The following is a 24,498-nucleotide window of genomic DNA, read 5'->3' as shown; positions in this document are numbered from 1 at the left end:
CGCCCTCTCAGGTCGGCTCGGATGGCCGACCTGAGATGATGGTGCGCCCTGACCATCACCGGGGGCTACTCCCAGCCCCGTGTTGCCTTGGCTCGGGGCCGCCCTCAGGCGTCCAGCATGCCGCCGGACAGGTACTCGGCGTAGGCCGGCAGATCGAGCTGGCCCGACCCGGAGACGCCGATGAGGATGACCGGGCTCGTGCCCGCCGCGCCGGCCCGTCGTGCTGCCGCGAGCGCCCCCGCGATCGCGTGACAGGATTCCGAGGCCGGCACGATGCCCTCGGCGCGGGCGAAGATGACGCCCGCGTCGAACGCCTCGCGCTGCTTGACGGCGATGGCCGTCAGGAGCCCCTCGTGGTAGGCGTGGGACACCAGCGGGGCCATGCCGTGGTAGCGCAGCCCGCCGGCGTGAACGCTGTCGGGGACGAAGTCGTTGCCCAGCGTGTACATCTTCAGCAGCGGGGTCATGCCGGAGGTGTCGCCGAAGTCGTAGCGGTACTCCCCGCGGGTGAGCGAGGGGGCCGCGGCCGGCTCGCAGGCGGTGACGGCGACGGCGCCGCGTCCGGCCAGGTTTTCGCGGAGGAACGGGAACGCGATGCCGGCCAGGTTCGACCCGCCGCCGGCGCAGGCGAACAGTTGGTCGGGCAGGCCCTCGCCGAACTTCTCGAGCTGCTTGAGCGCCTCCAGCCCGATGATGCTCTGGTGCAGGGTGACGTGGTTGAGCACCGAGCCCAGGGCGTAGGACGCGTCCGGATCCTGCGCGGCCGCCTCCACCGCCTCCGAGATCGCCATGCCGAGCGAGCCCGGGGTGTCGGGGAACCGCTCGCGCAGGGCCCGGCCCGCCTCCGTGAGCTCCGAGGGGCTGGGCGTCACGGAGGCGCCGAAGGTCTCCATCAGCATGCGGCGGTAGGGCTTGCTCTCGTAGGTGTTGCGCACCTGCCAGACGTCGCAGGTCAGCCCGAAGATCTGCGTGGCGAACGCGAGCGCCGAGCCCCACTGGCCGGCACCGGTCTCGGTGGTGAGCCGCGTCCGACCCTCGATGGCGTTGTAATAGGCCTGCGGCACCGAGGAGTTCGTCTTGTGGGAGCCGACCGGCGACTCACCCTCGTACTTGTAGTAGATGCGGGCCGTCGTGCCGAGCGCCTCCTCGAGGCGTCGCGCCCGGTGCAGCGGGGTGGGACGCCACAGCCGGTAGATCTCGCGCACGCGCTCGGGGATCTCGATCCAGCGCTCCGTGCTCGCCTCTTGGGCGATGAGACCCATCGGGAACAGCGCGGTCAGGTCGTCGTGGGCTGACCCCGTTTCGTAGGTCCGGTCGTTATGAGAGTCGTCCTGTTGCCCGCGGTGGCGGGCAGGGAGACTGGTCAGATCATGACGAACAGTAGGAAGCGTCACACTCCGGAGCAGGTCGTCCGTAAGCTCGGGCAGGCCGACAGGATGCTCGCCGATGGTCAGGATGTCGCGGCGGTGTGCCGGGAGCTGGGGGTGTCCGAGCAGACGTACTACCGGTGGCGGAACCAGTACGGCGGCCTCAAGGCCGACGACGCAAAGCGCCTGAAGGAGCTGGAGAAGCAGAACGCGACCCTGAAGCGTCTGCTCGCGGAAGCGGAGCTGGAGAAGGCCGCGCTCAAGGAGCTGGCTGAGGGAAACTTCTAGGCCCGGGCAGGCGCCGTGCCGCCGTCGCGCACCTGATCAGGACACTGCAGGTGAGCGAGCGGATGGCGTGCCGTCTGGTCGGGCTGAGCCGCTCCGCGTACCGGCGACCGCTCAAGGGCGACACGGTCGCGGACCCGGATCGGGCGCTGCGGGAGTGGCTGCGCGCCTGGGCGAAGGACCATCCCCGCTACGGGTATCGGCGGGCGTATCACGACGCCCGCGCCGAGGGGTGGGTGGTGAACCACAAGAAGATCCAACGCCTGTGGCGTGACGAAGGGCTCCGGGTCCCGCAGCGGCGTCGACGCAAGCGCGTCGGATCTTCGACCGTCGACGCGCCGACGGCGGACGCGCCGAACGTGGTGTGGGCGGTGGACTTCCAGTTCGACGCCGACGAGCACGGACGACCGATCAAGATCTGCTCGATCGTCGACGAACACACCCGGGAGTGCATCGGCGGCCTCGTGGAGCGCTCGATTACCGCCGACCGACTCACCGCCCACCTCGAGGACCTCGTCGCCGCCCGGGGCGCCCCGGCGGTGCTCAGGTCGGACAACGGGCCGGAGTTCATCAGCGAGGCGATGGCCGACTGGGCCGGCACCCGCACCGGCCTGTCCTACATCCCGCCGGGCTCGCCGTGGCGCAACGGGTACGTCGAGTCATTCAACAGCCGGATCCGCGACGAGTGTCTCAACATCAACAGCTTCTACTCGCTACTGCACGCACAGGTCGTGATCGGCGACTGGAAGGACGAGTACAACCACCACCGCCGGCACTCCTCGCTCGGCTACCTAACCCCAGCCGAGTACGCTCGGCAATGCACCCATCAAATCGAAACCGACGACTCACACACCGTCCGGACCGAATGACGGGGGCGGCCCAGTCGGGCTGGAGCGGCTCCTTCGTGCCTGGGTGGAGCGGCGGGGGCGGGGGAGTCGGGAGGTCCGCCACGAGGTTGTACCAGTGGGTCGGGATCTCCTCTTCGTCGAGGAACACCTTCGTCGGTTCGGTCATGGCCGCACTGTAACGAGTGCGCATGGCTCGTGGCCGCGTCGGCCCGGATGTGGACCGGCCGCGTGGACGGGCTCAGGGTTCCGGCGTCGACGAGGCGGGCTTGTGCCTGGGTTGTCGACAGGATTCGGGCCGGTGGCGTCGACGAGGCGGGCTTGTGCCTGGGTTGTCGACAGGATCGGGTGCCGCGGCGTCGAGAAGGCGGGCTTGTGCATGGGTTGTGGACGTGAACTCCCGCTCAGCTGCCCGGGCGACGCGCCGCTGCCCGGGGACCAGCTCGGGCGGCGCGCCAAACGCGCGCCGCGCGGGCTCCACCCCCGCACGTGCCCGAATCGTCTCCTCCCCCCAACGGGACGACGTCGGACGCCGCCGGGGCGCCGGCGTCCCACGCCTGCCCTCGAAGGAACCAGCCGTCGAGCGCGGCGATCGCCCGGCCGGGGCGGGGCGAATGTGCGGTGTTTTGGACCCGAGGTAATGGCGCCATGGCGCCATGACCTCGGGTCCAAATGCCATCGGGTGGCCACCGGGTGGCCGGCGGCGGCGGCCGGCGGCGGCGGTCGTCGGTGGGCGGGGTGATTGGCTCCGGGCGATCAGGACTTCGGCAGCAGGCCCGCCAGCCAGGCCTCGACGGCGTCCGGATCGCGGGGGAGCTTGTCGGACAGGTTGCGGTTGCCGTCCTCGGTGATGAGGATGTCGTCCTCAATGCGCACCCCGATGCCGCGGAGTTCCTCGGGCACCAGCAGGTCGGTCGCCTTGAGATAGATGCCGGGCTCGACGGTGATCACCATGCCGGGCCGCAGGACGCCGCCGCGGTAGTACTCCTGGCGTGCCTCGGCGCAGTCGTGGACGTCGATGCCGAGGTGGTGGGAGGTGCCGTGCACCATCCAGCGCCGGTGGTGGCCGCCGTTGAGCTGGTCGAGCGACTCCTCGACCGAGACCGGCAGGATCCCCCACGCGTGCAGGTGCCGGGCCACCACCCGGATCGCCGCCTCGTGCACGTCGGTGAACCGCGCTCCGGGGCGCGCCGCGTCGATGCCCGCCTGCTGGGCCTCCAGCACTGCCTCGTACACCTTCCGCTGCGCGGGGGTGAAGCGACCGTTCACCGGCAAGGTCCGGGTGATGTCGGCCGTGTAGAGGGTCTCGACCTCGACCCCCATGTCCATCAGGATCAGATCGCCGTCGGCGAGCTCGCCGTCGTTGCGGATCCAGTGCAGCGTGTTCGCGTGGTCCCCGGCCGCACAGATGCTGCCGTACCCCACGTCGTTGCCGCGGTGTCGGGCGTGCAGGCCGAAGACGCCCTCGCACCAGCGCTCGCCGCGGCCCTGGGCCACCGCGGTCGGGAAATCGCGGACGACGGCCTCGAAGCCCACCGCCGTGTCGTCGCACGCGAGCTGGAGCTGCCCGATCTCGAAGTCGTCCTTGATCAGCCGCAGTTCCGACAGGGCGGTGGCGAGCTCGGCGTCCACGCACGGGTCGAACTCGACGGCGTTGGAGCGGCGCAGCTCGTCGAGCAGTTTGGTGAGGCGGTCGTCGACCTCGCGGACGACGCGGGTGTCCACCCGGTCGATGTGCAGGGTCAGGGCCGCCGGGAGTTCCGCGAGCGGGCGGCAGGGGAGGCCGGTGAGGGCCTCCAGCTCCTCGAGGGAATCGCGCGTGCCCACCCACATCTCGCCGTAGCGGGCGTCGGCGTAGAACTCGGGGTCGGTGCGCGGCGCGCGTGGCTTGAAGTAGAGCGTGGCGGTGTGGCCCTCCGCGTCGACACCGGACGCCTCCGCGGGATCGTCGGCGTCGGTGAAGGACGGCTCGAGCACCAGGACGGCGTCCGGCTCACGATCCGAACCCAACCCGGTCAGATGGGCGAAGGCCGAGTGGGGGCGGAAGCGGTAGTCGGTGTCGTTGGAGCGGACGCTGAGCGGCCCGGCGGGGATCACCAGGCGTTCGCCGGGGAAGGCGGCGCTGATCGTGTCCCGCCGGTGCTCGGTGAACTCCGCTGCGGGCAGCCGGTCGGGCAGCTCGGCGGGGTAGGGCGCCCAGTCGGTCGGGATGAACGCCACGAAGGCGTCCGAGAACGGCGTCTGCCGGTTGGGCAGGCGAGGTTGCTGGTCGTTCATCGATCCCCCGATCGAACAGGTGCGGTCTGGGGGCCGAGTCTAGTGCGCACCCCGGCGGACGCCCCGGCCCGGAGCCGGCCGTGGGGCTGCGGTATCGTGCGAGCGAACCACGAGGAGGAACCATGAAGGCTGCCCCGGAACTCCAGCGGCGACTGCTCGACCTCCAGGCGGTCGACACGGCGCTGGCCCAGGTCGAGCACCGCCGCCGCACCCTGCCCGAGACCGCGACGGCGCAGCAGCTCCACGCGCGCCGTTCGGCGCTCGCCGAGAAGGTGGTGGAGGCCGACACGCGGGTGGCCGACCTGAGCGCCGAGGCCACCAAGGCGGAGAACGACATCGTGCCCGTGCGCGAGCGGCGCGAGCGCAATCAGCAGCGGGTGGACGCCGGTCAGGTCGGCGACCCCAAGGCCCTGTCGGCCATGGTGGACGAGATCGCCCACCTCGGTCGCCGCATCGGCGACCTGGAGGACCGGCAGCTCGAGGCGATGGAGGCACTCGACGAGGCGGTGGCGGCGCGTGACCGGATCGCCGGCGACAAGACGGCCGTCGAGCAGGAGTTGCGCGGCGTCCTGGAGGCCCGCAAGGCCGCGCTCGCGGAGCTGGACGCCGAGGCGTCCGGCCACACCGCCGAGCGGGACGCCCTCGCCGCGACCCTGCCCGCCGACCTGCTGGCGCTGTACGGCCGGATCGCCGAGAAGTCCGGTGGGGTCGGCGCGGCGCTGCTCCAGCGCGGCCGCTGCCGGGGCTGCCAGTTGGAGGCCACGTCGGCCGACATGGTGCGCTACCGCGGTGCGCCGGCCGACGAGGTGCTCCGTTGCGAGGAGTGCAACCGCATCCTGGTGCGCACCGCCGAGTCGGGGCTCTGACCCGTGCCTCGGCGCCAGTACCGGGCCCCAGCCGGCGTCCCCGGCCCGATTCGGGCGGGGTTCGTCGAGCTCAAGGAGTCCCTGGACGTCCCGGACGCCTTCCCCGACGCGGTGCTCGCCGAGGCCGAGCAGGCGGCGTCCGCCGTGGAGCTGCCCGAGCGTGACCTGACCGACGTGGCCTTCGTGACGATCGACCCGCCGGGCTCGACCGATCTCGACCAGGCGCTGTTCGTCGAGCGGGCCGGCGACGGCTACCGCGTGCTCTACGCGATCGCCGATCTGATGAGTTTCGTCACCCCGGGTGGCGCCATCGATGCCGAGGCGCACGCCCGGGGCGTCACGCTCTATGCGCCCCACGAGCGGACGCCCCTGCACCCGCCGGTGCTGGCCGAGGGCGCGGCCAGCCTGCTGGCCGGGCAGGTGCGCACCGCGCTGGTCTGGGAGCACACGCTGGACGCCGCCGGCGTCGTCACCCACTCCACGGTGGCGCGGGCCCGGGTGCGCAGCCGGGCCCAGCTCGACTACGCCGGCGTCCAGGCCGATCTCGACGCCGGGACCGCCGACGAGGTGCTCGTGGGGCTGCGCGAGGTCGGCCTGCTGCGCTTGGCGCTGGAGGTGGAGCGGGGCGCGGTCAGCCTCAACGTGCCGAGCCAGGAGGTGCACGCCACCGGGCCGCGCCGGTGGGAGCTGTCCTACCGCGCCGGGCTGCCGGTGGAGGACTGGAACGCCCAGATCTCGTTGATGACCGGGATGGCCGCGGCCCAGATCATGCTGGACGCCGGCGTCGGCATCCTGCGCACGCTGCCGCCCGCCGAGAAGGCGTCCGTCGACCGGCTGCGACGCGTCGCCAAGGGCCTGCGGATCCGCTGGCCCGGGTCGGTCGACTACCCGGAGTTCGTCCGGTCGCTGGACCCGACCGACCCTCGGCACGCGGCGATGCTGAACGCCTCCACCCTGCTGTTCCGCGGCGCGGGCTACGCGGCGTTCGACGGCGAGCGCCCCGAGCAACCGCTGCACGGCGCGATGCGGGCGCCCTACGCCCACTGCACCGCGCCGCTGCGCCGCCTGGTGGATCGGTACGTGAGCCAGATCTGCCTGTCGGTGTGCGCCGGTGAGGAGATCCCGGGCTGGGTGCGTGAAGAACTGTTCTCCCTGCCCGACGTGATGGCGGACGCCCTGCGCCGCGCCAACGCCTATGAGCGGGGGATCGTCGGGCTGGTGGAGGCCCTGGTGCTCTCCGGACGCGAGGGCGAGGAGTTCGCCGCGACCGTCATCAGCATCGACGAGCGCCGGGGCGGCGCGGAGATCCAGATCGAAGAGCCGGCCGTGCAGGCACGCCTGACGGGGGAGGCGGAGCTGGGCTCGGAGATCACCGCCGAGCTGGTCGAGGTCGACCTGGCGGCCGGCAGGGTGGAGTTCCGCGCGCGCTGAGGCACCGGCGGCGGGCGGCGCCCAGGGCTCGGGAGGGGTAGAGTGGCGCCTCGGACGAGTCGGCCGGATGATCGCGGCCCCACGGGGCTGAGGAAAGTCCGGACTCCACAGGGCAAGGTGGTGGGTAACGCCCACCCGGGGTGACCCGCGGGACAGTGCCACAGAGAACAGACCGCCCCTCGCAAGAGGGGTAAGGGTGAAACGGTGGGGTAAGAGCCCACCGCGTCGGTGGTGACATCGGCGGCACGGCAAACCCCACCCGGAGCAAGGCCAAGAAGGGCTTCGGCCCGCGGACGCCGCTCGAGCGTGACCCGCGCGAGGCGTCCGGGTAGGCTGCACGATCCGCGAGGATCGGAGGCCGCCGGCAACGGCGGTCACAGATGGATGATCATCCTCGACAGAATCCGGCTTACAGGCCGGCTCGTCCCCCCACGCAGAGCGTTCTCCTGCGCTGTCCTCACAGCGCGCAAGTGCTTACTTGCATGTTGTGGCTGTCCCGCTCTACGGTGGTGGCATGAGCCTGCGCGACGACCCGTCGGAGTTGCCCCCGCCCTCGACCACCGAGGCGGTGATCCTCGACGCGGCCCTGCAGGTGATCGGGGAGCGCGGGCTGAAGGGCGCCACGACCCGGTTGATCGCGCAGCGTGCCGGGGTCAACGAGGTCACCGTGTTTCGCAAGTTCGGGACGAAGAACCTGCTGATCCGTGCCGCCATCGAGAGCCGTTTCGAGGCGGCCAGCCAGGAGTTCGCGCTGTACACGGGGGACGTCGAGGCTGATCTCGCGCGATTGGCGTCGGGTTACCAGGCCGCGCTGCAGCGGTTCGGCCCTGCTGCCCGGGTGATTCTGGCGGAGGTTCCCCACGACCCGGAACTGTCGCGCGACCTGCGCGGCCCGGGGCAGCTGTTCGCTGCGATCGGGGAGTTGTTGGTGCGCTACCAGCAGGTGGGGGTGCTGCGCCCGGAGGCCGTCGAAACGCTCGTGCCCGCCTTCCTGGGCCCGATCGTCATCCCCTTCCTCACCGGATTCTCCGCCGACACCCGGGGCAGGGGGGCGACCGGTGTGGACGTCGAGCAGCATGTCTCCCGTTTCCTCCACGGCCGTGCCGCCCAGTGACCCGGAACCACCACCAGACCAAGAAGGGAAACACCAGCCATGGGAAGCTTCCTCGCCCGGAACAACATGTACGTGGTCACCGCAGTGGCCGCCGGAATGGGCGTGTACGCCGCGCTCACCTGGTCGACCATGCCCATGGTGCAGCGGCTCTGCACGCTGTTCCTGGCGGCCGTCGTTGCACACCTGTGGGAGGAGGGCCGGTTCCCCGGTGGATTCTCCGAGATGATTGCCCGAAAGCTGAACTTCGCCGCGAAGAGTCGTTCCTTCGGTGAGATCGTCACGGCAGCGCTGGTGACGGTCCTGGTCATCGTGCCGTGGTTCTTCCCGGGGGTCGTGTTCCTGCAGCTGGCCTGGGTGCTGCTCGGCATTCTCGAGGTCGTCGCGCACCTCGTCGCGATCCGCATGTTCGACCTCAGGCGCCCGTACTCCCCGGGTCTGGTCACCGCGGCGTTCGCGATGTTCCCGGTGTCGATCGCCACCATCCTGTACGTCAACGGCGCCGGACTGGTCACCGGGTGGGACTGGCTGTGGGCGGCCCTCGTCATGCTGGGAGGTCTCCTGGTGGCGCAGCGCATCGTCGTCGTCACCAGTGGCATGCGGTACTCGGTGTTCCTCGCCAACGTGCGGGGCGCTCTGCTCAAGGGCTGACCGACCGTCGTGGCGGTCGCTCAGTCCATGTCCTCCAACTGCTTGCCGGAGGTCTCCGGGACGAGGCGGAGCACGAAGAAGAACGACGCCAGGGCGGCGAGGGTGTAGAAGCCGTAGGCGAACCACAGCCCGAACTCGGCCATGGCGGGGAACGTCGTCGAGATGGCGAAGTTGGCCAACCACTGGGCCGCCGCAGCGATGCCGAGCGCGGTGGAGCGGATGCGGTTGTTGAACATCTCGCCCAGCAGCACCCAGACGCCCGGGCCCCACGACATGCCGAAGAACACCACGAAGCCGTTCGCCGCGATGAGCGCGAGGATACCGGCGTTGCCCTCGAGCACCGGGGCGCCGTCGACGATGGGGGCCTGCGCGAACACCCAGGCCATCGCGCCGAGCGTCACGAACATGCCGGCCGAGCCGATGAGGAGGAGGCGGCGGCGTCCGATCTTGTCGATCAGGGCGATCGCGACCAGCGTCACGACGATGTTGGTCACCGACGTGATGACGGTCTGCACCAGGGCGTCCGCCTCGGTGAAGCCGACCGACTGCCACAGCGTGGCGGAGTAGTAGAAGATCACGTTGATGCCGACGAACTGCTGGAAGACGCTCAGCGCCACGCCGATCCACACGATGGGCAGCACCTTGCCGGTGGAGCCCCGCAGGTCGGCCAGGGACGCCTTCGACTCCCGCCGGACGGTGCGCGCGATCTCGGTGATGCGCGCCTCGACCCCCGACCGCAGGACGCGCCCGAGCACGGTGCGCGCCTGGTCGGTCTCGCCCCGGGCCACGAGGTAGCGCGGCGATTCGGGAATCGTGAGGGCCAGGACGCCGTAGGCGAGGGCCGGCACCACCTCGGCGATGAACATCCACCGCCACGCGTCGAGGCCGAACCACGACGCGTTGGCCGCCCCGCCGGCGGCCTCGGCGATCGCGTAGTCCGACAACAGGGCCACGAAGATGCCGACCACGATGGCGAGCTGCTGCAGCGAGCCGAGGCGTCCGCGCACCTGGGCGGGGCTGATCTCGGCGATGTAGGCGGGGGCGATGACGGACGCCGCGCCGACGCCGATGCCGCCGATGGCGCGCCAGACGATCATGTCCCACGGCCCGAACGCCAGGCCGGAGCCAATGGCGCTGATGGTGAACAGCACGGCGGCGAGCACCATCACCTTGATGCGGCCGATCCGGTCGGCGAGGATGCCGGCCACGTAGGCGCCGACCATGCACGCCAACAGGGCCGACGACACGACGAAGCCGGTCAGGCCGGGCCCCATGCCGAAGGCGTCGCGCATCGGGGTGACCGCGCCGTTGATGACCGCGGTGTCGAAGCCGAACAGGAAGCCGCCGAGCGCGGCGACCGCCGCCAGTTGGACGACGCGGCCGACGTTGAAATCTTCGTGGGCGGCGGGGGGAAGGGGGGTGCTCATGGTCGGATCCTCTCCGCTGAGGTGAACGCCGAGTGAACGGTTGCGGGAAGACTAGCGGGTCAGTGTTCCGAACGGGGGCGGTCCCGCGCGGCGTCCTCCACGGCGGCCAGGACGGCCTCCATGACCGCCGCGGCGTCGGCGAGCTGCTCGGGGTCGAAGGGGGCCAGCGACTCTGCCAGAGCCTCGGCGAGGGGGGCGAAGGCGCGGCGTCCGGTCTCCTGGGCGCTGGCGGTGACGTCGATCACCACCTTCCGCCCGTCGTGGGGGTGCCGGACGCGGCGGACGTGGCCCAGGCCCTGCAGCCGGTCCACCAGCGCCGTGGTCGCGGACGCCGACAGCCCCAGCCGATGCCCCAGCTCGCCGGCGGACAGGGCCTCGCCGTCGGCGGTCGCCTGGCTCAGCAGCCCGAGCGCGTTCAGGTCACTGCGGGGCAGCCCGACGTCGAGCCGGGCCCCGTCGGCGTAGATGGCGGACGCCGTCGTCAGCGCCCGCAGGAGGCGGGTGACGCGGGCGGTGGCGGCGGCGTGGGCGGCCTGGGTGGCGCTCACGACCCTGGGACGGCCCGCCGCGGGCCCGGCTTCGCGTACCGGCTGGGCCACCAGGCGAAGCGGCCGAGGTCGTACGCCGCGCCGCTCACCAGCAGGGCGCGGACGAGGAAGGTGTCGAGCAGCACGCCGAACGCCACCATGAACGCGATCTGCGCCATGAACACCAGGGGAATCACGAACAGCGCCGCGAACGTCGCCGCCAGCACGATGCCGGCGCTCGTGATGACGCCGCCGGTGACCGACAGCCCGTGCAGCACGGCCGGGCGGGCGCCCCGCAACGGCACCTCCTCCCGGACGCGGGTCATCAAGAAGATCGTGTAGTCGACGCCGAGCGCGATGAGGAAGACGAAGGCGTAGATCGGGGTGGACGGATCGGAGTTGGGGAAGGCGAAGCCGTGGTTGAACACCAGCGCGGACACCCCGATCGTGGCCAGGAACGAGGCGATGTTGGCGGCCATCAGCACCAGCGGCGCCACGAGCGCGCGCAGCAGCACCACCAGCACGACGAACACCACGAGGACGATGGCCGGCAGCACCACGCGCACGTCGTGGGCGTTGGCGAGCCGGGTGTCGAGGGCCTGGGCGGGCAGGCCGCCGACGTGCAGGGCGGCGTCCACGCCGTGCACGGCGTCGCGAACCTCGGCGACCGCCTCCTGGGCGGCGAGGGTCTGGCCCTCGGCATCGAGCGTCACGTTGACCAGGACGCGGCCGTCGACCACCTGCGGCGGGGCCTCCGCCCCGGGCGGCCCCGCCGGCGCCTCGGTGGCGACCGCGGCCTCCGCCACGCTCGGCACATCGGCCAACGCAGCGAGGACGTCCTCGGCATCCGCCTCGTCGACCACCACCGTGACCGGGGTGGAGGCGCCCGCGGGGAAGTGCTCGGTGAGCACGCGCTCGCCCGCCACGCTGTCGACCTCCACGCGGAACACCTCGTTGTTGCCCAGCCCGTCGGCCCGGAACTGCGGGGCGAAGGCGGCCATCGCGACGAGGGCGAGGGTGGTGAGGATCCAGACGGGACGCGCGCGGCGTCCCACCACGGCGGCGACGCGCGCCCACAGGCCGGGCCGGGCGTCGGCGTCCGGCTCCGGCCCGGCCACCGCGGGGATGCGGGGCCAGAAGATGCGGCGTCCGGCCAGCAGCAGCACGGCAGGGAGGAAGGTGAGGGCCGCCAGCAGGGCGGCGACGATGCCCACCACCGAGATGGGGCCCAGCGAGCGGGTGCTGCCCAGATCGGAGAGCAGCAGGCAGAGCAGGCCGGCGATGACCGTCGCGGCGCTGGCGCTCACGGGCTCCACCGTGCCCCGCCAGGTGCGCCGCATCGCCTGCCACGTGGACGCGGTGCGCGTCAGCTCCTCGCGGAAGCGGGCGACGATGAGCAGGGCGTAGTCGGTCGCCGCACCGACGACCAGGATGCTGAGGATGCCCTGGGACTGCCCGGAGATCGACAGCCAGCCGCGGCTGGCCAGCTCGTAGACCACCACACCGGCGGCCGCGAGGCCGAACACGGACGACAGGAGCACCGCCAGCGGCAGGAACGGGCTGCGGTAGACGAGCACGAGGATGACGAACACGACCACCAGCGCCACGAGCAGCAGCACCCCGTCGATGCCGGCGAAGGCGGACGAGAAGTCGGCGACGTAGGCGGCCGGACCGGTCAGGGCCACCTCGAAGCCCTCCCCGCCCAGCTCGTCGGTCGCGTGGGTGCGCACGGCGTCCAGCACCAACCGGATGACGGTGTCCTCGCCCACGCGGTCGCGAACCCGGTCGGACGCCAACGCGATCGGGACGAGCACCGCGTCGAGGTCCTCCGACGGGACGAGGGCCTCCGGCTCGCTGGTGACGACGTCGGACAGGGTGAGGCCCTCGGCCAAGGGCACGCTGCCCAGGTCGGCCACGAACGGGGCGAGCACGGTGCCGAACGCGGCGGGCTCGATCGCGTCGTCCCGGGTGAGCACCAGGAACAGCGGGAGCGTGTCCGCGTCCGAGAACGCCGCCGCCTCCGCGCGGGCGAGGCTCGACTCGGCCTCGGGCGGCAGGAACGCGGTCGAGTCGTTCTCCTGCAGGCCGGCCAGCTGGCCGATGCGCGGCCCGCCGAGGCCGCCCAGCCCCAGCCACAGGACGAGCAGGACGACGGCGGCCAGGCGAATGAGCCGCGGGGTGGCTGTGGCGGCTCGATCCTGGGGCGCGGTCGACGCGGGCATGGCACTCCTGATGTTTCGATGATCGAAAGAGTTGCCGAGCCTACGAGGGGGTGGGGCAGTCGCGCAACCGCGGCTCAGCGGGCGGCGCGACGCTCCACCAGAACGGACGCCCGCGCGCACCCGGCCGCCGCCAGGGCCACCACCACGCCGCTCACCTGCAGCGCGGCGGGCGCGCCCCAGGTGTCGGTGATCCAGCCAGCGATGAGCGAACCCAGCGGGGTGGTGCCCATCATGACGACGAAGTACAGGCTCATGACCCGGCCGCGCACCGCCGCGTCCGCCTCGAGCTGCACCGAGGAATTGGCCATGGCGTTGAACGACACCGCGGCCAGCCCGGCCAGCACGAGCCCGGCCATGAACGCCCCCAGCCAGGGCAGCAGGCCGAGCACGATCAGCATGGCCCCGAACGCCGCGGCCGTGGCCTGCAGGCGCGCCGGCGTCACGCGCTCGCGTCGGGCGGCGAGCAGGGCGCCGAGCACCGAGCCCACCGCCATCATCGAGTTGAGGATGCCGTAGAGCGCGGAGTCGCCGGTGAAGATGCGGCCCGTGTAGGCGGTGAGGATGATCGGGAAGTTGAAGCCGAACGTCCCGACGAAGAACACCAGCACCAACGTCACGATGATGCGGGGGTGGCCCCGCACGTAGCCGAGCCCCTCGCGCAGGGCGCCCGGGCCGCGCGGGGAGCGGGGGGCCTGCTCGAACTCGGCAGGCCGCATGGCGGCCAGGGCGGCGAGCATCGCCACGAAGCTCAGGGCGTTCAGCGCGAAGGCCCACCCCGCGCCCAGGGCCGCGATGAGGAGGCCGGCCAGCGCCGGGCCGCTCAGGCGGGCCAGGTTGAAGTTGCCCGAGTTGAGGGCCACGGCATTGGGCAGCAGGCGCGGCGGCACCATGACGCCGACGAAGCTCTGGCGGGCCGGGTTGTCGAGCGTGGTGATGACGCCCTGCACCAGGGCGAGGGTGTACACCGCAGCCACGCTGATGTTCCCGGTGAAGCTGAAGGCGGCCAGTGCGACGGCGCACAGCATCTGCCCGACCTGCGTGGCCAGCAGGATGCGGCGCTGCGCGTACCGATCGGCCAGCACGCCTCCGTAGAGGCCCAGCACCAGCATGGGCCCGAACTGCAGCGCCATGGTGATGCCGACCGCCAGCCCGGAGCCGGTGAGTTGGAACACCAACCAGTCCTGCGCGATCCGCTGCATCCAGGTGCCGTTGTTCGAGATGGCGGCGCCGATGAAGTAGAGGCGGTAGTTGCGCACCCCCAGCGAGGCGAACGTCGGGGTGTGGTCGGCCCGGGGGGCGCGAGCCCCGCGGGCGGGCGCGTGGAGCCGCCTCACGAGGCGTCCGCCAGGCGCTGCAGGGCGGGCAGGGCGGCGCGCAACGCGTCCGCATCGGCGGCGTCCAACGCCCCCAGACGCTCGGTGAGCCAGGCGGAGCGCTGCCGGACGGTGTCGGCGAGGAAGGACGCCCCCGGCTCGCCGAGCCGGACGAGCACGGCGCGGCCGTCGTCGGGGTGTGGTGCACGGGTGACGAGACCCATCTTGACCAGGCGGTCCACGATGCGCGTCATCGACGGCGGACGGACGTGCTCGGCCGCGGCGAGGGCCTGCAGGGTCTGCGCCCCGTCGCGGCGCAACCGGGCGAGAACCGCCACCCCGGTCGCCGACAGCGTGTCGCTGCCGGACCCCTCGTTGCGCAGACGCCGCGCCAGGCGGCTGACTGCGGCGCGCAGCGCGTCCACCTCGTTTGGATCCACCCCGAGATCCTAGAACTGTGAGTTAGCCTAAGCAACTGTTCGCGGCGGGCGGGCGGCTCAGGCGGCCGGCGGCACCGTCAGCACCTCGGCGCCGGTGTCGGTGACCACGAGGGAGTGCTCCCACTGGGCGCAGCGCGAGCCGTCGTTGGTGACGACCGTCCAGTCGTCGTCCCACTGGTGGCTGCTGGCGTCACCGAGGGTGAGCATCGGCTCGATGGTGAACGTCATGCCCGGCTCCATGATGTCGTTGTAGGCGTTGTTGTCGTAGTGGAGGATCACCAGGCCGGAGTGGAAGGCCGAGTGGACGCCGTGGCCGGTGTACTCGCGCACCACGCCGTAGCCGAACCGCTTGGCGTAGGACTCGATGACCCGACCGATCACGTTGGTCTGCCGCCCCGGGCGGACGGCCTTGATCGCCCGGTCGAGCGCCGTCTTCGTGCGCTCCATGAGCAGGCGTGAGTCCTCATCGATCTCGCCGCAGGCGAACGTCCCGCAGTTGTCGCCGTGGACGCCGTCGATGAACGCAGTCACGTCGATCTTCACCAGGTCGCCGTCCTCGAGGGGCCGCGCGTCGGGGATGCCGTGGCAGATCACCTCGTTCACGCTCGTGCAGATCGACTTGGGGAAGCCGCGGTAGCCGAGCGCGCTGGGGTAGGCCCCGTGGTCGAGCATGTAGGTGTGCGCCACGGCGTCCAGCTCGTCGGTCGTCACGCCCGGGGCGATGGCGCGGGACGCCTCGTACATGGCCCCCGCGGCGATCCGGCCCGCCACGCGCATCCGTTCGACCGTCTCGGCGCTCTGCACGTGGGAGCCGGTGTATCGATCCGGCGCCGGGCGATCCACGTAGTGGGGGCGGGCGATGGTGGCGGGGACGGGGCGGCGTGGGCTGATGCGGTGGGGCTTGATGGGACTCACCCGCCGATCATAGTGTGGCTGCACACCGCCACGAGGAGGAGCGATGACCGACGACCGCACCTGGTACTACTGCCTGCGGCACTCCGGCGTGGAGCCCTACGACGGGTGCCCCGCCGACGTCCGGCTCGGGCCCTACGCCACGCGCGAGGAGGCGGCCGAGGCGCTGCACCACGCGCAGGAACGCAACGAGGCGTGGGACAACGACCCCCGTTTCAACGACCCGGACGAGGAGGACGACGAGGGCGGCTCCGTCTTCGACGCCCTGCGCGGCTGAGGACGCGCCGGGGGCGCCTCACTCGATGGTCAGCGCGTCCGCGGTCGTCATGACGTCCTGCACCTGGGCGGCGTCCTCCAGCGGGGCGGCGCCGAAGAAGAACTCCCGCCCCTGGGGCGTGTCGACCACGACGACCACCACCGCCGATCCGGCGCTGGCGATGGTCGGATCCTCGATGGCGACGGTGCCGTCGATGCGGGCAGCGGGGAGGCCGCCCACCGTCACCGACGACGCCTCCGTCTCGGCGAGCAGCGCGTTCGTGCCGGAGTACATGTTGCCCTCGACGATGCACGTGAGCAGGCCGGAGGCGTCGTCGGCGAGCGGCACCGCCCCCGGCGCCACGTGGAGGAACCCGACGGTCATGCTGGACGCCCACCCCTGGCCGAGGTCGGACTGCACGTAGTACTGCCACGCGTCCCGGGCGCGCGGCACGCGGGTGTCCGCGACGGGGCCGCCCCAGCCCTCGGGGACCGGCATGGCGAGGTCGCCCACGCGCAGCGGATCGGGGCTCGCCAGCGGCAGGGTCGATGGCGGTTGCGCGGGGCAGTCACCGGGCGCGAGGGTCGTGGTCGGCGCCGCGTCGGGGGACGTGGCCTCGGGGGACGCCGCCCCGCCCGTCTCCGCGGGGGCCGGCTCGTCGGTGGGTGTCGCAACAGGCTGGGGGGTTGGCGTGGTGGTCCGCAGGCCGAGCCCGCCGAGCAGGGCGGCGCCGGCCAGCAGCGCCAGCGCGAGGACGCCCACCAGCACCCACACCCACGCGCCGGGCCCGCGGCGCGGTGCCCGCTGCGGCGCAGCCGCGCCGTGCGGGCCCGCCGGCCCACCGGCCGCACCGCCCTGGGGCCAGGCGGCGGCGCGCACGTCCTGCGTCCAGGCCGTCCCGTTCCACCAGCGCAGACCGGGCCCGGCGGCCGGGGGCGCCGCAGGATCGGACGCCGCGGGGTCGGGGTACCAGCCGGGGGGAGGTGCGCCGTTGCTCATGGGGCGAGCCTATAGCGCGGTTCCCAGCGGGGGCCGCGCCCCGGTCCGCACGAGGCGTAACACCTCCGTAACACGCTGGCGGGCAGACTGGGCGCATGGACAAGCAGACCGATTTCGTCCTGCGCACGATGGAAGAACGAGACGTCCGGTTCGTCCGGCTCTGGTTCACCGATGTGCTCGGGTTCCTCAAGTCGGTCGCGATCGCGCCCGCCGAGCTGGAGGGGGCCCTCAGCGAGGGCATCGGCTTCGACGGCTCGGCGATCCAGGGCTTCGCTCGGGTGTATGAGTCCGACATGGTGGCGAAGCCCGACCCGGAGACGTTCCAGATGCTCCCGTGGCGCGGCACCACCGGCGGCACGGCGCGCATGTTCTGCGACATCGCGTTGCCGGACGGGTCGCCGTCCTTCTCCGACCCCCGCCACGTGCTGCGCCGCGCGATGAAGCGCGCCGCCGACATGGGTTTCACCTTCTACGTGCACCCCGAGATCGAGTTCTACCTGTTCCGCCAGCCCCTGGTGCCGGGGGTGGAGCCCACGCCCGTCGACACCTCGGGCTACTTCGACCACACCACCATGACGGCGGGCACGGACTTCCGGCGCTCGGCCATCACGATGCTCGAGCAGATGGGCATCTCGGTGGAGTTCAGCCACCACGAGGGCGGCCCCGGCCAGCAGGAGATCGACCTGCGCTACGCCGATGCGCTCACCATGGCCGACAACATCATGACGTTCCGGGTGGTCGTGAAGGAGGTGGCGGTGATGCAGGACCTCTTCGCGTCCTTCATGCCCAAGCCGCTGGCCCAGCACCCGGGCTCGGGCATGCACAGCCACGTGTCGTTGTTCGAGGGCGACACGAACGCCTTCTACGACGCCGCCGGGGAGTTCAACCTCTCGAAGACCGGACGCCACTTCGTCGCCGGTCTGCTCCACCACGCCGCCGAGATCAGCGCCGTGCTCAACCCGTGGGTCAACAGCTACAAGCGGCTCGCCGGCGGGGGAGAGGCGCCGAACTACATCTGCTGGGGTCAGAACAACCGCTCCGCCATGGTGCGCATCCCGATGTTCAAGCCGACGAAGGCCAGCTCGGCCCGCGTCGAGCTGCGCTCCCTCGATTCCTCGGTGAACCCGTACCTGGCCTTCGCGCTCATCCTGAACGCCGGTCTCTCCGGCATCGAGAAGGAACTGCCGCTGCCCGACCCGGCGGAGGACGACGTCTGGTCGCTCACCGACCGGCAGCGGGCGGCCCTCGGCATCGAGCCCCTGCCCTACAGCCTGGACGCCGCCGTGCGCGCCATGGAGAACAGCACGCTGGCCGCGGAGACCCTCGGCGAGCACGTCTTCGACTTCGTGCTGCGCAACAAGCGCGCCGAGTACGCCGAATACCTCCGCCAGGTCACACCGCTGGAGCTCAGCCGGCTGCTGCCGTCGCTCTGAGACGCGCCGGAGCCGCCCCCCGCGGTGTGTCAGGGTGGGCCCACCATGCAGTCCCTCTTCGCGTCCTATGAGCCCCAGCAGCACGGCGTCCCGCTCGACGGGGTCGTGGTGCGGGAGGGCACCCCTGCGGACGCCGAGCCGACCGGCCGGTTGGCGGCCGAGCGTGAGGGCGACACGCCGGCGCGGTGGGCGGATCGGCACGCGCACAAGCTGGCCGACGGCGACCACCGCCTCCTCGTGGCCGAGGCCGCGGGGGAGATCGTCGGCCACGGCTGGGTGTCCTACCTGCGGCCGACCGAAGGTGGCGGCCGCGGCGCGCCCGACGGGTGGTACCTCAGCGGCATGGTCGTCGCGCCCGGCGCGCGCCGCCGCGGCGTGGGCCGGTTGCTGACCCGGGCGCGGGTCGCCAGCGTCCTCGAGCACGACGACGCGGTGTACTACGTGGTCAGCGCGTCCAACCGGGCATCGCGCGACCTGCACGCCGAGCTCGGCTTCACCGAGGTGAGCGACGACTTCGTCCTGCCGGGGGTCGTGTTCGGAGCCGACGACGGCATCCTGTGCCGCCTCACCCGGGACGCGTTCGCGCGCGACGCCGAGGTCGTCGACCTCGCCGAACACCGGGCGCGCCGCAGCGCCGACGATCCGACGGGCTGATCAGCCCAGCAGCGGGCCCAGGTCAGCGTGGATGCCGCTGGCCCGGACGCGGTGGGCCGCCACCGCGTCCGCCCACGTCAGTGACCCACCGACCAACGCGAGCCACGTGGCTGCGTCGGTCTCGACGACGTTGGGCGGGGTGCCCCGCCGATGCACCGATGCGGCCCCCGGCACGCCCACCTGCACCGCACCCCAGGGCGGCACCCGCACCTCGACCAGCCGCCCGGGGTGGGCGGCGGCGAACTCCTTGAGGCTGGTCCGGACGGCCGCGGCCGTCGCCGCGCGCTCCTGCCGTGCGTCGTCGCTCACGCGCCGGCCCCTCAGCGCTGCGGCGTCGGGCTGGCCGACGCCCGCACGGGACGGTACTGGTCGATGCCGCCGGGCACCGGCAGGCGCCGGTCGGCCAGCACGACGAGCTGGCCCTCCGTCAACCCCGAGACGATTTCGATGCGGCCGCCGCCGCGGCTGCCGGTGACCACGGTCACCGAGCTGGCCGTCTCGGCCCGCGCGCTGTCGACGACCTCGACGGTGCCGGTGGTGTCGGTCAGTGTGGTGACGGCCGAGATCGGCACGGTCACCACGTCGGTCGCCGCCCGCAGGGCGAGCGTGACCTGGGCGTAGCTCCCGGCGGGCAGCGAGCTCTCCGGATCGTCGGCGAGCACCTCGGCGGTGTACTGCGGGGAGCCGGAGCCGCCGCTGGGCAGCACGCTCACCGTCTGCACCTGGCCGGTCAGGGTGGGGTCGGACGCCAGCGCCCCCACCTCGGCCGACGTCCCCGGCGCGACCAGCGCCCGGACCGACAGCGGCACCTCCACGCTCACCCGGGCCGCGCCCTCGCCCACCACGGTCGCCGACCGTCCGGCCGAGGACTCGCCCAGGGCGAGGTCCAGGGCGCCGATCGTGCCGGAGATGGGGGCGGTGAGCGTCGCGCCGGCCAGGGCCGTCTCGGCGGATTCGAGCTGTTGGCGGGCCTGCAGGAGCGTCGCCCGATCCCGCGCCACGGTGGCGTCGGTCACGGCCCCGCCGGCCAGGGCAGCGATCTGGTCGTTGATCTGCTGTTCGATCTCGGCCTGGGCCTGCGCCATGGCCTGCGAGACGGCCTGTTCGGCGGCCTCGCGCGCCGCGGCCGCCGCCACCGTCTGGAGCTCGGCCTGGGCCTGCGCCAGCGCGGCACCCGCCTGGCGGTTCGCCTCGGCCAGGCCCTGGGACGCCGCGATGATCGCGGCGCCGGCCCGCGCCTCCGCCTGCCCGGTGACGACCATGGCGTCCGAGCAGGCCTGGAAGCTCTCCAGCAACCCGCCGACCTCGCCCGCGGGCAGGTTCGTCGGCAACGGAACCGGTGGTGTCGGGACGGGCATGGTCGGCTGCGACGCGGTCGACGTCGGCGTCGGGGCGATCGTCGGCAGGTCGGAGGGGAGCGGCTCGGGCGTCCGGGGCGGGGTCGGTTCGTCGGTCGGCGTCGGGACGGGGTCGGTCGTGGGCTCACCCGTCGGGGTCGGCGTCGGGGGGCCGGCGGCCGGTGGGGTGGGGGCCGGTGGGACGGGGATGACCGTGACAGTCGTCGTGACCGTCGGCGTGGGGAGGGGGTCGGGGACGCCGGGCACCGAGACCGTGGGCAGGGCGGTCGGGACGGGGACGGTGGGCAGCGGCGGGGCGGTGGGCACCGGCAGGGTGCCGGGGTCGACCCCGGCGTCGCGCAGCTGTTGGAGCGTGGCGAACAGCGGCTGGCACACGGCCTGCTGGGCGTTCACGGCCGCCTGCACGTCGGTGAGGGAGGCGGTCAGTTCGGTGAGGTACTCCGGCATGGCCCCGGACGACGGAGCGCCGCCGCCGAGACCGGTGGGGGCCGACGGCGCGGCGGCGGGGGCGCCCGCCGCGGGCGTCCCTGGGCCCGAACCGCCCTGCAGCAGCCCGCCCGCGCCCATCGTCGGCAGCGACGGCAGGGCGCCGGCGCCTGCCCCGCTCGGCGTGGCGGCGGTGCCCCCGCCCTCGCGCGCGGTCAGGTCGGCGTCCAGCTGCGCCTCGGCCCGGGCGACGGCGGCCTGGGCCTGGAGCGCCGCGAGGCGCAGGGGGGCCGCGTCCACCTGGGCGATCGGCTGCCCGGCACCCACCGTGTCGCCGAGGCGGACGTGGACGGCGGTCACCTCACCCGGGGCGTCGAAGGCCACGGTGGCCTGGGATTCGCGGGCGACGGGGCCGACCAGCGTCACCGTCTGGTCCAGCGAGCCGCGCACGGCCGGCGCGGTCACGTAGGCGGCCGCGGCCGCGGGCGGCCGCAGGGCCCAGCCGAGCAGCCCCACCAGCACCACGCCGACCAGCACGGCCCCGACGATCCGGCGTCGCTCCCTCACACCCGGGCTCGCCATCACTCACTCCTCAATGCGTCGATCGGGGCGAGCTTGGCGGCTCGCGAGGCGGGGTAGACGCCAGCGACGAGGCCGATCGTGAGTGAGACGGCCAGCGCCAGGAGCGTGGCCGGCAAGGACACGGCCACCTCGATGCCGAGCGCCGGCGTCAGGATCGCCGCGCCGACCAGCCCGAGCGCCACCCCCAGGGCACCGCCCAGCAGGCCCAGGATGCCGGCCTCCACCAGGAACTGCCGCCGGATCAGCGCCGGCGTTGCCCCGAGCGCCTTGCGCAGGCCGATCTCCCGGACGCGTTCGCTCACCGACACGAGCATGATGTTCATCACCCCGATGCCGCCCACGACCAGCGAGATGCCGGCGAGCCCCCCGAGCAGGGTGGTGAGCACGCCCGTCATCGTGTTCATCGCGGTCATCAGGGCCTGGAAGGTCATGATCGAGAAGTCCTGGTCGGCGCTGGTGGTGCCGTGGTTCACCACGAGCGCGCGGCTGATCTGCTGGTGCGCGGCGCTGATCGAGGCGTCGTCGGTGGCGGCGACATAGATGGCCGAGAGGGTGCGGGCCGTCGCCGGCGGTGCCAGCCGCTGCGCCATCGTGGTCATGGGGAGCACGACGAGATCGTCATCGTTGCTGAGCGCGTTCGCACCCACGGCCTCCAGGACGCCCACCACCGTGAAGGCCTGCCCGTTGACCACGACGGCTCCGCCGACCGGCGGGGTGTCACCGAACAGTGCCGCCGCCGTGCTGGGGCCGAGCACCACCACCTGCTCGGACGAGGCGTACTCGGATGCGGTGAAGAAGCGGCCGTCGACGAGGTTGCGAGAGCGGACGGACTCCCAGTCCGTGGTCGTCCCCGTCACCGTGGTCGTGGTGCGCTCCGCGTCGTGCTGCACGTTCGCCCGCGTCGACATCATGGGGGCCACGCCGGCGATGTCGGGCGCGACGGACGGATCCGCGAGGGTGCGGGCGTCGTCCATGGTGAGGGAGGTGGCCCCGGCGAGCGGGCTGCTCCCCGACGTCGAACCGGGCATCACGATGAGCAGGTTCGAGCCCAGCCGGTTGATCTCCCGGGTGATCTCGAGCCGCGCCCCCTCGCCCAGGCCGACGGTCAACATCACGGCGGCGATGCCGATGAGGATGCCCAGCATGGTCAGCAGCGACCGCATCCGCCGCCCCAGGAGGGCTTCGGCGGCGATGCGGAACGTCTCGGCCCAGCTCACGGCGTCCCACCCTTCGCCACCGGCGCCCCGGCCGCGTGGGCGGGGGTCTCCTCCGTGAGGAGCCCGTCGGTGATGCGGACGACGCGGCGCGCTTCGGCGGCCACCTCCGCCTCGTGCGTGATCAGGACGATGGTGCGGCCGGCGTCGTGCAGGGCGTGGAACAGGCCGAGCACGTCGGTCGTCGACCGGGAGTCGAGGTTGCCCGTCGGCTCGTCGGCCAGGATCAGGGTGGGGTTGGTGACCAGCGCCCGGGCCACCGAGACGCGCTGCTGCTGGCCCCCGGAGAGTTCGCCGGGGCGGTGATGGGTGCGGTCGCCGAGCCCGACGCGTTCGAGCGCCTCGCGGGCGCGCTGGGCGCGCTCGGCGCGCGGCACGCCGGCGTACATGAGGGGGAGGGCCACGTTGCGTTCGGCCGTCATGGAGGGCAACAGGTTGAACTGCTGGAAGACGAAGCCGATGCGGCGGTTGCGGACGTCGGCCAACTGGGCCTCGGTCATCGAGCTGACGTCCTCTCCGCCGAGCGCGTAGCGACCCTGGGTGGGCACGTCGAGGCAGCCGATGATGTGCATGAGCGTCGACTTGCCCGAGCCCGACGGGCCGACGATGGCGACGAAGTCACCCTCGTCGACGGTCAGGTCCACCCCGCGCAGCGCCTCCACGGCGACCGCCCCGGTGGCGTATGTCTTGCGGACGCCCGCCATCTCCAGCAAGGCGCTCACCGGCTCGCCTCCGGGCTGGGGGAGGGCGAGGCGAGGGTGCCGTTGGGCCCGAACTGCGGGCGCTCCGGTGCGCTCACCACGACGCCCACGGGCACGAGCACCTCGTCGCCGGCGGCGAGCCCCTCGGTGATCTCGAGGCGGTCGCCGAAGCGGCGTCCCGGCGTCACGGTCTGGGTCGTGTCGTCGGCGCGGCGCACCGTGGCCGATCCGTCTGCGGCGTGCGTGACGGCCTCGGCCGGCACGGTCAGCACGTCGGGCACCGTCGCCGTGGTGACGACGGCGTCGGCGTCCGAACCGCTGAACAGGGTGACGCCCGGCTGGGTGATGGCGACGGTGACGGGGAAGGCGGCGGCACTGCCCGTGGCGTTGGTGGCGACGATGCCGACCGTGTCGACCACGGCCGTGACGTGGGTGTCGGTGCCCGAGGGGGTCACCACGGCCGGCTGCCCGGGCGCGAGCGACGGCAGATCGGCGGTGCCCACCTCGGCCTCCAGCTGCCAGGCGTCGGGCACGACGACCACGATCTGGGCACCGGAGCCGGCGGACGCCGCCCCCGTGACGCCGCTGGGCAGGTCGATGCCCCCGAGGGCGCCGGAGCCCGACGCCGAACCCAGCGAGCCCAGCGAACCGCCGCTGCCGCTCACCTGGTCGCCGACCTCGAGGTCGACCTGGGCCACCACGCCGGCCAGCGGCGAGGTGAGCACGGCGTCGGCGAGCCGTTGCCGGGCGTTCTCGACGGAGGCGGCCATGGCCTCCACCTGCGCGTTCGCGGCGGCGAGCTGGGCGGAGGTGGCGCTGTCGGCGTCCCGGATGGTCTGCACCTGGGCTCGGGCGGCACTCAGGTTGGCCTCGGCGAGACTCACCGCGTTGCGCAGGTCGCGGTCGTCCACGGTGGCCAGTGCCTCGCCGACGGCGACCTCCTGGCCCACCTGCACGGCGACGGAGTTGACGGTTCCCGGCACCGCGAAGGAGGCGTTCGCCTGCTCGCGGGGGCTCAGCGTGCCCGAGAGCAGCACCGTCGTGACCTGGTCGGACCGCTCGACGGCGACGACCTCGGTCGACGCGGCCGCGGAGCGGCGTCCGCCGTCGAGCAGGGCCATCACGGCGATGGCCGCCACCAGGGCCAGAATCGCGGCGACCACGAGCACACTGCGCCACCGTCCGCGCGGGCCTGTGCGCC

The 24,498-nt window shown here is 72.7% G+C and carries 22 protein-coding genes and 1 other RNA gene; 9 read left to right on the top strand and 14 right to left on the bottom strand.

Annotated elements, in window-relative coordinates:
- Positions 1-104: 104 nt before the first annotated feature.
- The gene (locus tag PCC79_RS12870; RefSeq protein ID WP_342372060.1) at positions 105-1,394 is read right to left on the bottom strand and encodes a TrpB-like pyridoxal phosphate-dependent enzyme; all 1,290 of its coding nucleotides are present in this window, start codon (positions 1,392-1,394) and stop codon (positions 105-107) included.
- Here PCC79_RS12870 and PCC79_RS12865 point away from each other — a divergent pair.
- Positions 1,371-2,521 (top strand): IS3 family transposase gene (locus PCC79_RS12865; protein WP_342372059.1). Its coding sequence is split into 2 segments (ribosomal slippage): positions 1,371-1,641 and positions 1,641-2,521, totalling 1,152 coding nucleotides; the frame shifts between segments, so codons are not numbered across the junction. The genes PCC79_RS12870 and PCC79_RS12865 overlap by 24 nt on opposite strands.
- A gap of 732 nt (positions 2,522-3,253) precedes the next feature.
- On the opposite strand, the gene PCC79_RS12860 is transcribed toward PCC79_RS12865, so the two are convergent.
- Positions 3,254-4,774: an aminopeptidase P family protein gene (locus tag PCC79_RS12860; RefSeq protein ID WP_232548492.1), complete on the bottom strand. Its 1,521-nt coding sequence runs from the start codon at positions 4,772-4,774 to the stop codon at positions 3,254-3,256.
- 122 nt (positions 4,775-4,896) lie between these two features.
- Here PCC79_RS12860 and PCC79_RS12855 point away from each other — a divergent pair, with 122 nt between their 5' ends.
- From PCC79_RS12855 to PCC79_RS12835, 5 genes are all read left to right on the top strand, one after another.
- Positions 4,897-5,640, top strand: coding sequence for a zinc ribbon domain-containing protein (locus PCC79_RS12855; RefSeq protein WP_232548493.1), 744 nt, complete (start codon positions 4,897-4,899; stop codon positions 5,638-5,640).
- Between the two features lie 3 nt (positions 5,641-5,643).
- Entirely contained in the window at positions 5,644-7,071 is a 1,428-nt protein-coding gene (locus PCC79_RS12850) for an RNB domain-containing ribonuclease (RefSeq protein WP_342372058.1), read from the top strand.
- Between the two features lie 55 nt (positions 7,072-7,126).
- Positions 7,127-7,499: RNase P RNA component class A (gene rnpB, locus PCC79_RS12845), an RNA gene on the top strand.
- A gap of 86 nt (positions 7,500-7,585) precedes the next feature.
- The gene (locus tag PCC79_RS12840; RefSeq protein ID WP_232548495.1) at positions 7,586-8,185 is read left to right on the top strand and encodes a TetR/AcrR family transcriptional regulator; all 600 of its coding nucleotides are present in this window, start codon (positions 7,586-7,588) and stop codon (positions 8,183-8,185) included.
- A 39-nt stretch (positions 8,186-8,224) separates the two neighbouring features.
- Positions 8,225-8,833, top strand: coding sequence for an HXXEE domain-containing protein (locus PCC79_RS12835; protein WP_232548496.1), 609 nt, complete (start codon positions 8,225-8,227; stop codon positions 8,831-8,833).
- Positions 8,834-8,853: 20 nt separating this feature from the next.
- On the opposite strand, the gene PCC79_RS12830 is transcribed toward PCC79_RS12835, so the two are convergent.
- The 6 genes from PCC79_RS12830 to map form a co-directional block, all read right to left on the bottom strand.
- Positions 8,854-10,260 carry a sugar porter family MFS transporter gene (locus PCC79_RS12830; protein WP_232548497.1) on the bottom strand — a complete coding sequence of 469 codons (1,407 nt, stop codon included), beginning with the start codon at positions 10,258-10,260 and terminating at the stop codon, positions 8,854-8,856.
- 59 nt (positions 10,261-10,319) lie between these two features.
- Positions 10,320-10,808, bottom strand: coding sequence for a MarR family winged helix-turn-helix transcriptional regulator (locus tag PCC79_RS12825; protein WP_342372057.1), 489 nt, complete (start codon positions 10,806-10,808; stop codon positions 10,320-10,322).
- On the bottom strand, positions 10,805-13,009 hold the full coding sequence (locus tag PCC79_RS12820) for an MMPL family transporter (protein ID WP_342372056.1): 2,205 nt from the start codon (positions 13,007-13,009) through the stop codon (positions 10,805-10,807). Before PCC79_RS12820 ends, PCC79_RS12825 begins: the two co-directional genes overlap by 4 nt.
- 74 nt (positions 13,010-13,083) lie before the next feature.
- Positions 13,084-14,343: an MFS transporter gene (locus PCC79_RS12815; protein ID WP_342372055.1), complete on the bottom strand. Its 1,260-nt coding sequence runs from the start codon at positions 14,341-14,343 to the stop codon at positions 13,084-13,086.
- Entirely contained in the window at positions 14,340-14,762 is a 423-nt protein-coding gene (locus PCC79_RS12810) for a MarR family transcriptional regulator (protein ID WP_342372054.1), read from the bottom strand. Before PCC79_RS12810 ends, PCC79_RS12815 begins: the two co-directional genes overlap by 4 nt.
- A gap of 57 nt (positions 14,763-14,819) precedes the next feature.
- Positions 14,820-15,677 (bottom strand): type I methionyl aminopeptidase, encoded by an 858-nt coding sequence (map, locus tag PCC79_RS12805; RefSeq protein WP_232548502.1) that lies wholly within the window; start codon positions 15,675-15,677, stop codon positions 14,820-14,822.
- Positions 15,678-15,720: 43 nt separating this feature from the next.
- Here map and PCC79_RS12800 point away from each other — a divergent pair, with 43 nt between their 5' ends.
- Positions 15,721-15,951: a hypothetical protein gene (locus tag PCC79_RS12800; RefSeq protein ID WP_342372053.1), complete on the top strand. Its 231-nt coding sequence runs from the start codon at positions 15,721-15,723 to the stop codon at positions 15,949-15,951.
- Between the two features lie 18 nt (positions 15,952-15,969).
- Here PCC79_RS12800 and PCC79_RS12795 read toward each other — a convergent pair whose 3' ends face one another.
- Positions 15,970-16,929 carry a DUF2510 domain-containing protein gene (locus PCC79_RS12795; RefSeq protein WP_232548504.1) on the bottom strand — a complete coding sequence of 320 codons (960 nt, stop codon included), beginning with the start codon at positions 16,927-16,929 and terminating at the stop codon, positions 15,970-15,972.
- Positions 16,930-17,057: 128 nt separating this feature from the next.
- Between PCC79_RS12795 and PCC79_RS12790 the strand changes: the two genes are divergently transcribed.
- On the top strand, positions 17,058-18,362 hold the full coding sequence (locus tag PCC79_RS12790; RefSeq protein ID WP_232548642.1) for a glutamine synthetase family protein: 1,305 nt from the start codon (positions 17,058-17,060) through the stop codon (positions 18,360-18,362).
- A 45-nt stretch (positions 18,363-18,407) separates the two neighbouring features.
- Entirely contained in the window at positions 18,408-19,016 is a 609-nt protein-coding gene (locus PCC79_RS12785; protein WP_232548505.1) for a GNAT family N-acetyltransferase, read from the top strand.
- On the opposite strand, the gene PCC79_RS12780 is transcribed toward PCC79_RS12785, so the two are convergent.
- The 5 genes from PCC79_RS12780 to PCC79_RS12760 are packed head-to-tail and all read right to left on the bottom strand — an operon-like array spanning position 19,017 to position 24,460.
- Positions 19,017-19,325 carry a sterol carrier family protein gene (locus tag PCC79_RS12780; RefSeq protein WP_342372052.1) on the bottom strand — a complete coding sequence of 103 codons (309 nt, stop codon included), beginning with the start codon at positions 19,323-19,325 and terminating at the stop codon, positions 19,017-19,019.
- An 11-nt stretch (positions 19,326-19,336) separates the two neighbouring features.
- Positions 19,337-21,382: an efflux RND transporter periplasmic adaptor subunit gene (locus PCC79_RS12775; RefSeq protein WP_342372051.1), complete on the bottom strand. Its 2,046-nt coding sequence runs from the start codon at positions 21,380-21,382 to the stop codon at positions 19,337-19,339.
- Positions 21,382-22,599, bottom strand: a complete 1,218-nt coding sequence (locus PCC79_RS12770) for an ABC transporter permease (RefSeq protein ID WP_232548508.1) — start codon at positions 22,597-22,599, stop codon at positions 21,382-21,384. The genes PCC79_RS12775 and PCC79_RS12770 overlap by 1 nt, the downstream gene beginning before the upstream one ends.
- On the bottom strand, positions 22,596-23,300 hold the full coding sequence (locus tag PCC79_RS12765; protein WP_269779293.1) for an ABC transporter ATP-binding protein: 705 nt from the start codon (positions 23,298-23,300) through the stop codon (positions 22,596-22,598). The genes PCC79_RS12770 and PCC79_RS12765 overlap by 4 nt, the downstream gene beginning before the upstream one ends.
- Before the next feature lie 14 nt (positions 23,301-23,314).
- Entirely contained in the window at positions 23,315-24,460 is a 1,146-nt protein-coding gene (locus PCC79_RS12760; protein ID WP_342372050.1) for an efflux RND transporter periplasmic adaptor subunit, read from the bottom strand.
- Between the last annotated feature and the right edge of the window lie 38 nt (positions 24,461-24,498).

The organism is Propioniciclava soli (genome assembly GCF_038502305.1).
Lineage (GTDB): Bacteria > Actinomycetota > Actinomycetes > Propionibacteriales > Propionibacteriaceae > Propioniciclava > Propioniciclava soli.
This window is presented reverse-complemented; position numbering and strand designations above follow the sequence as displayed.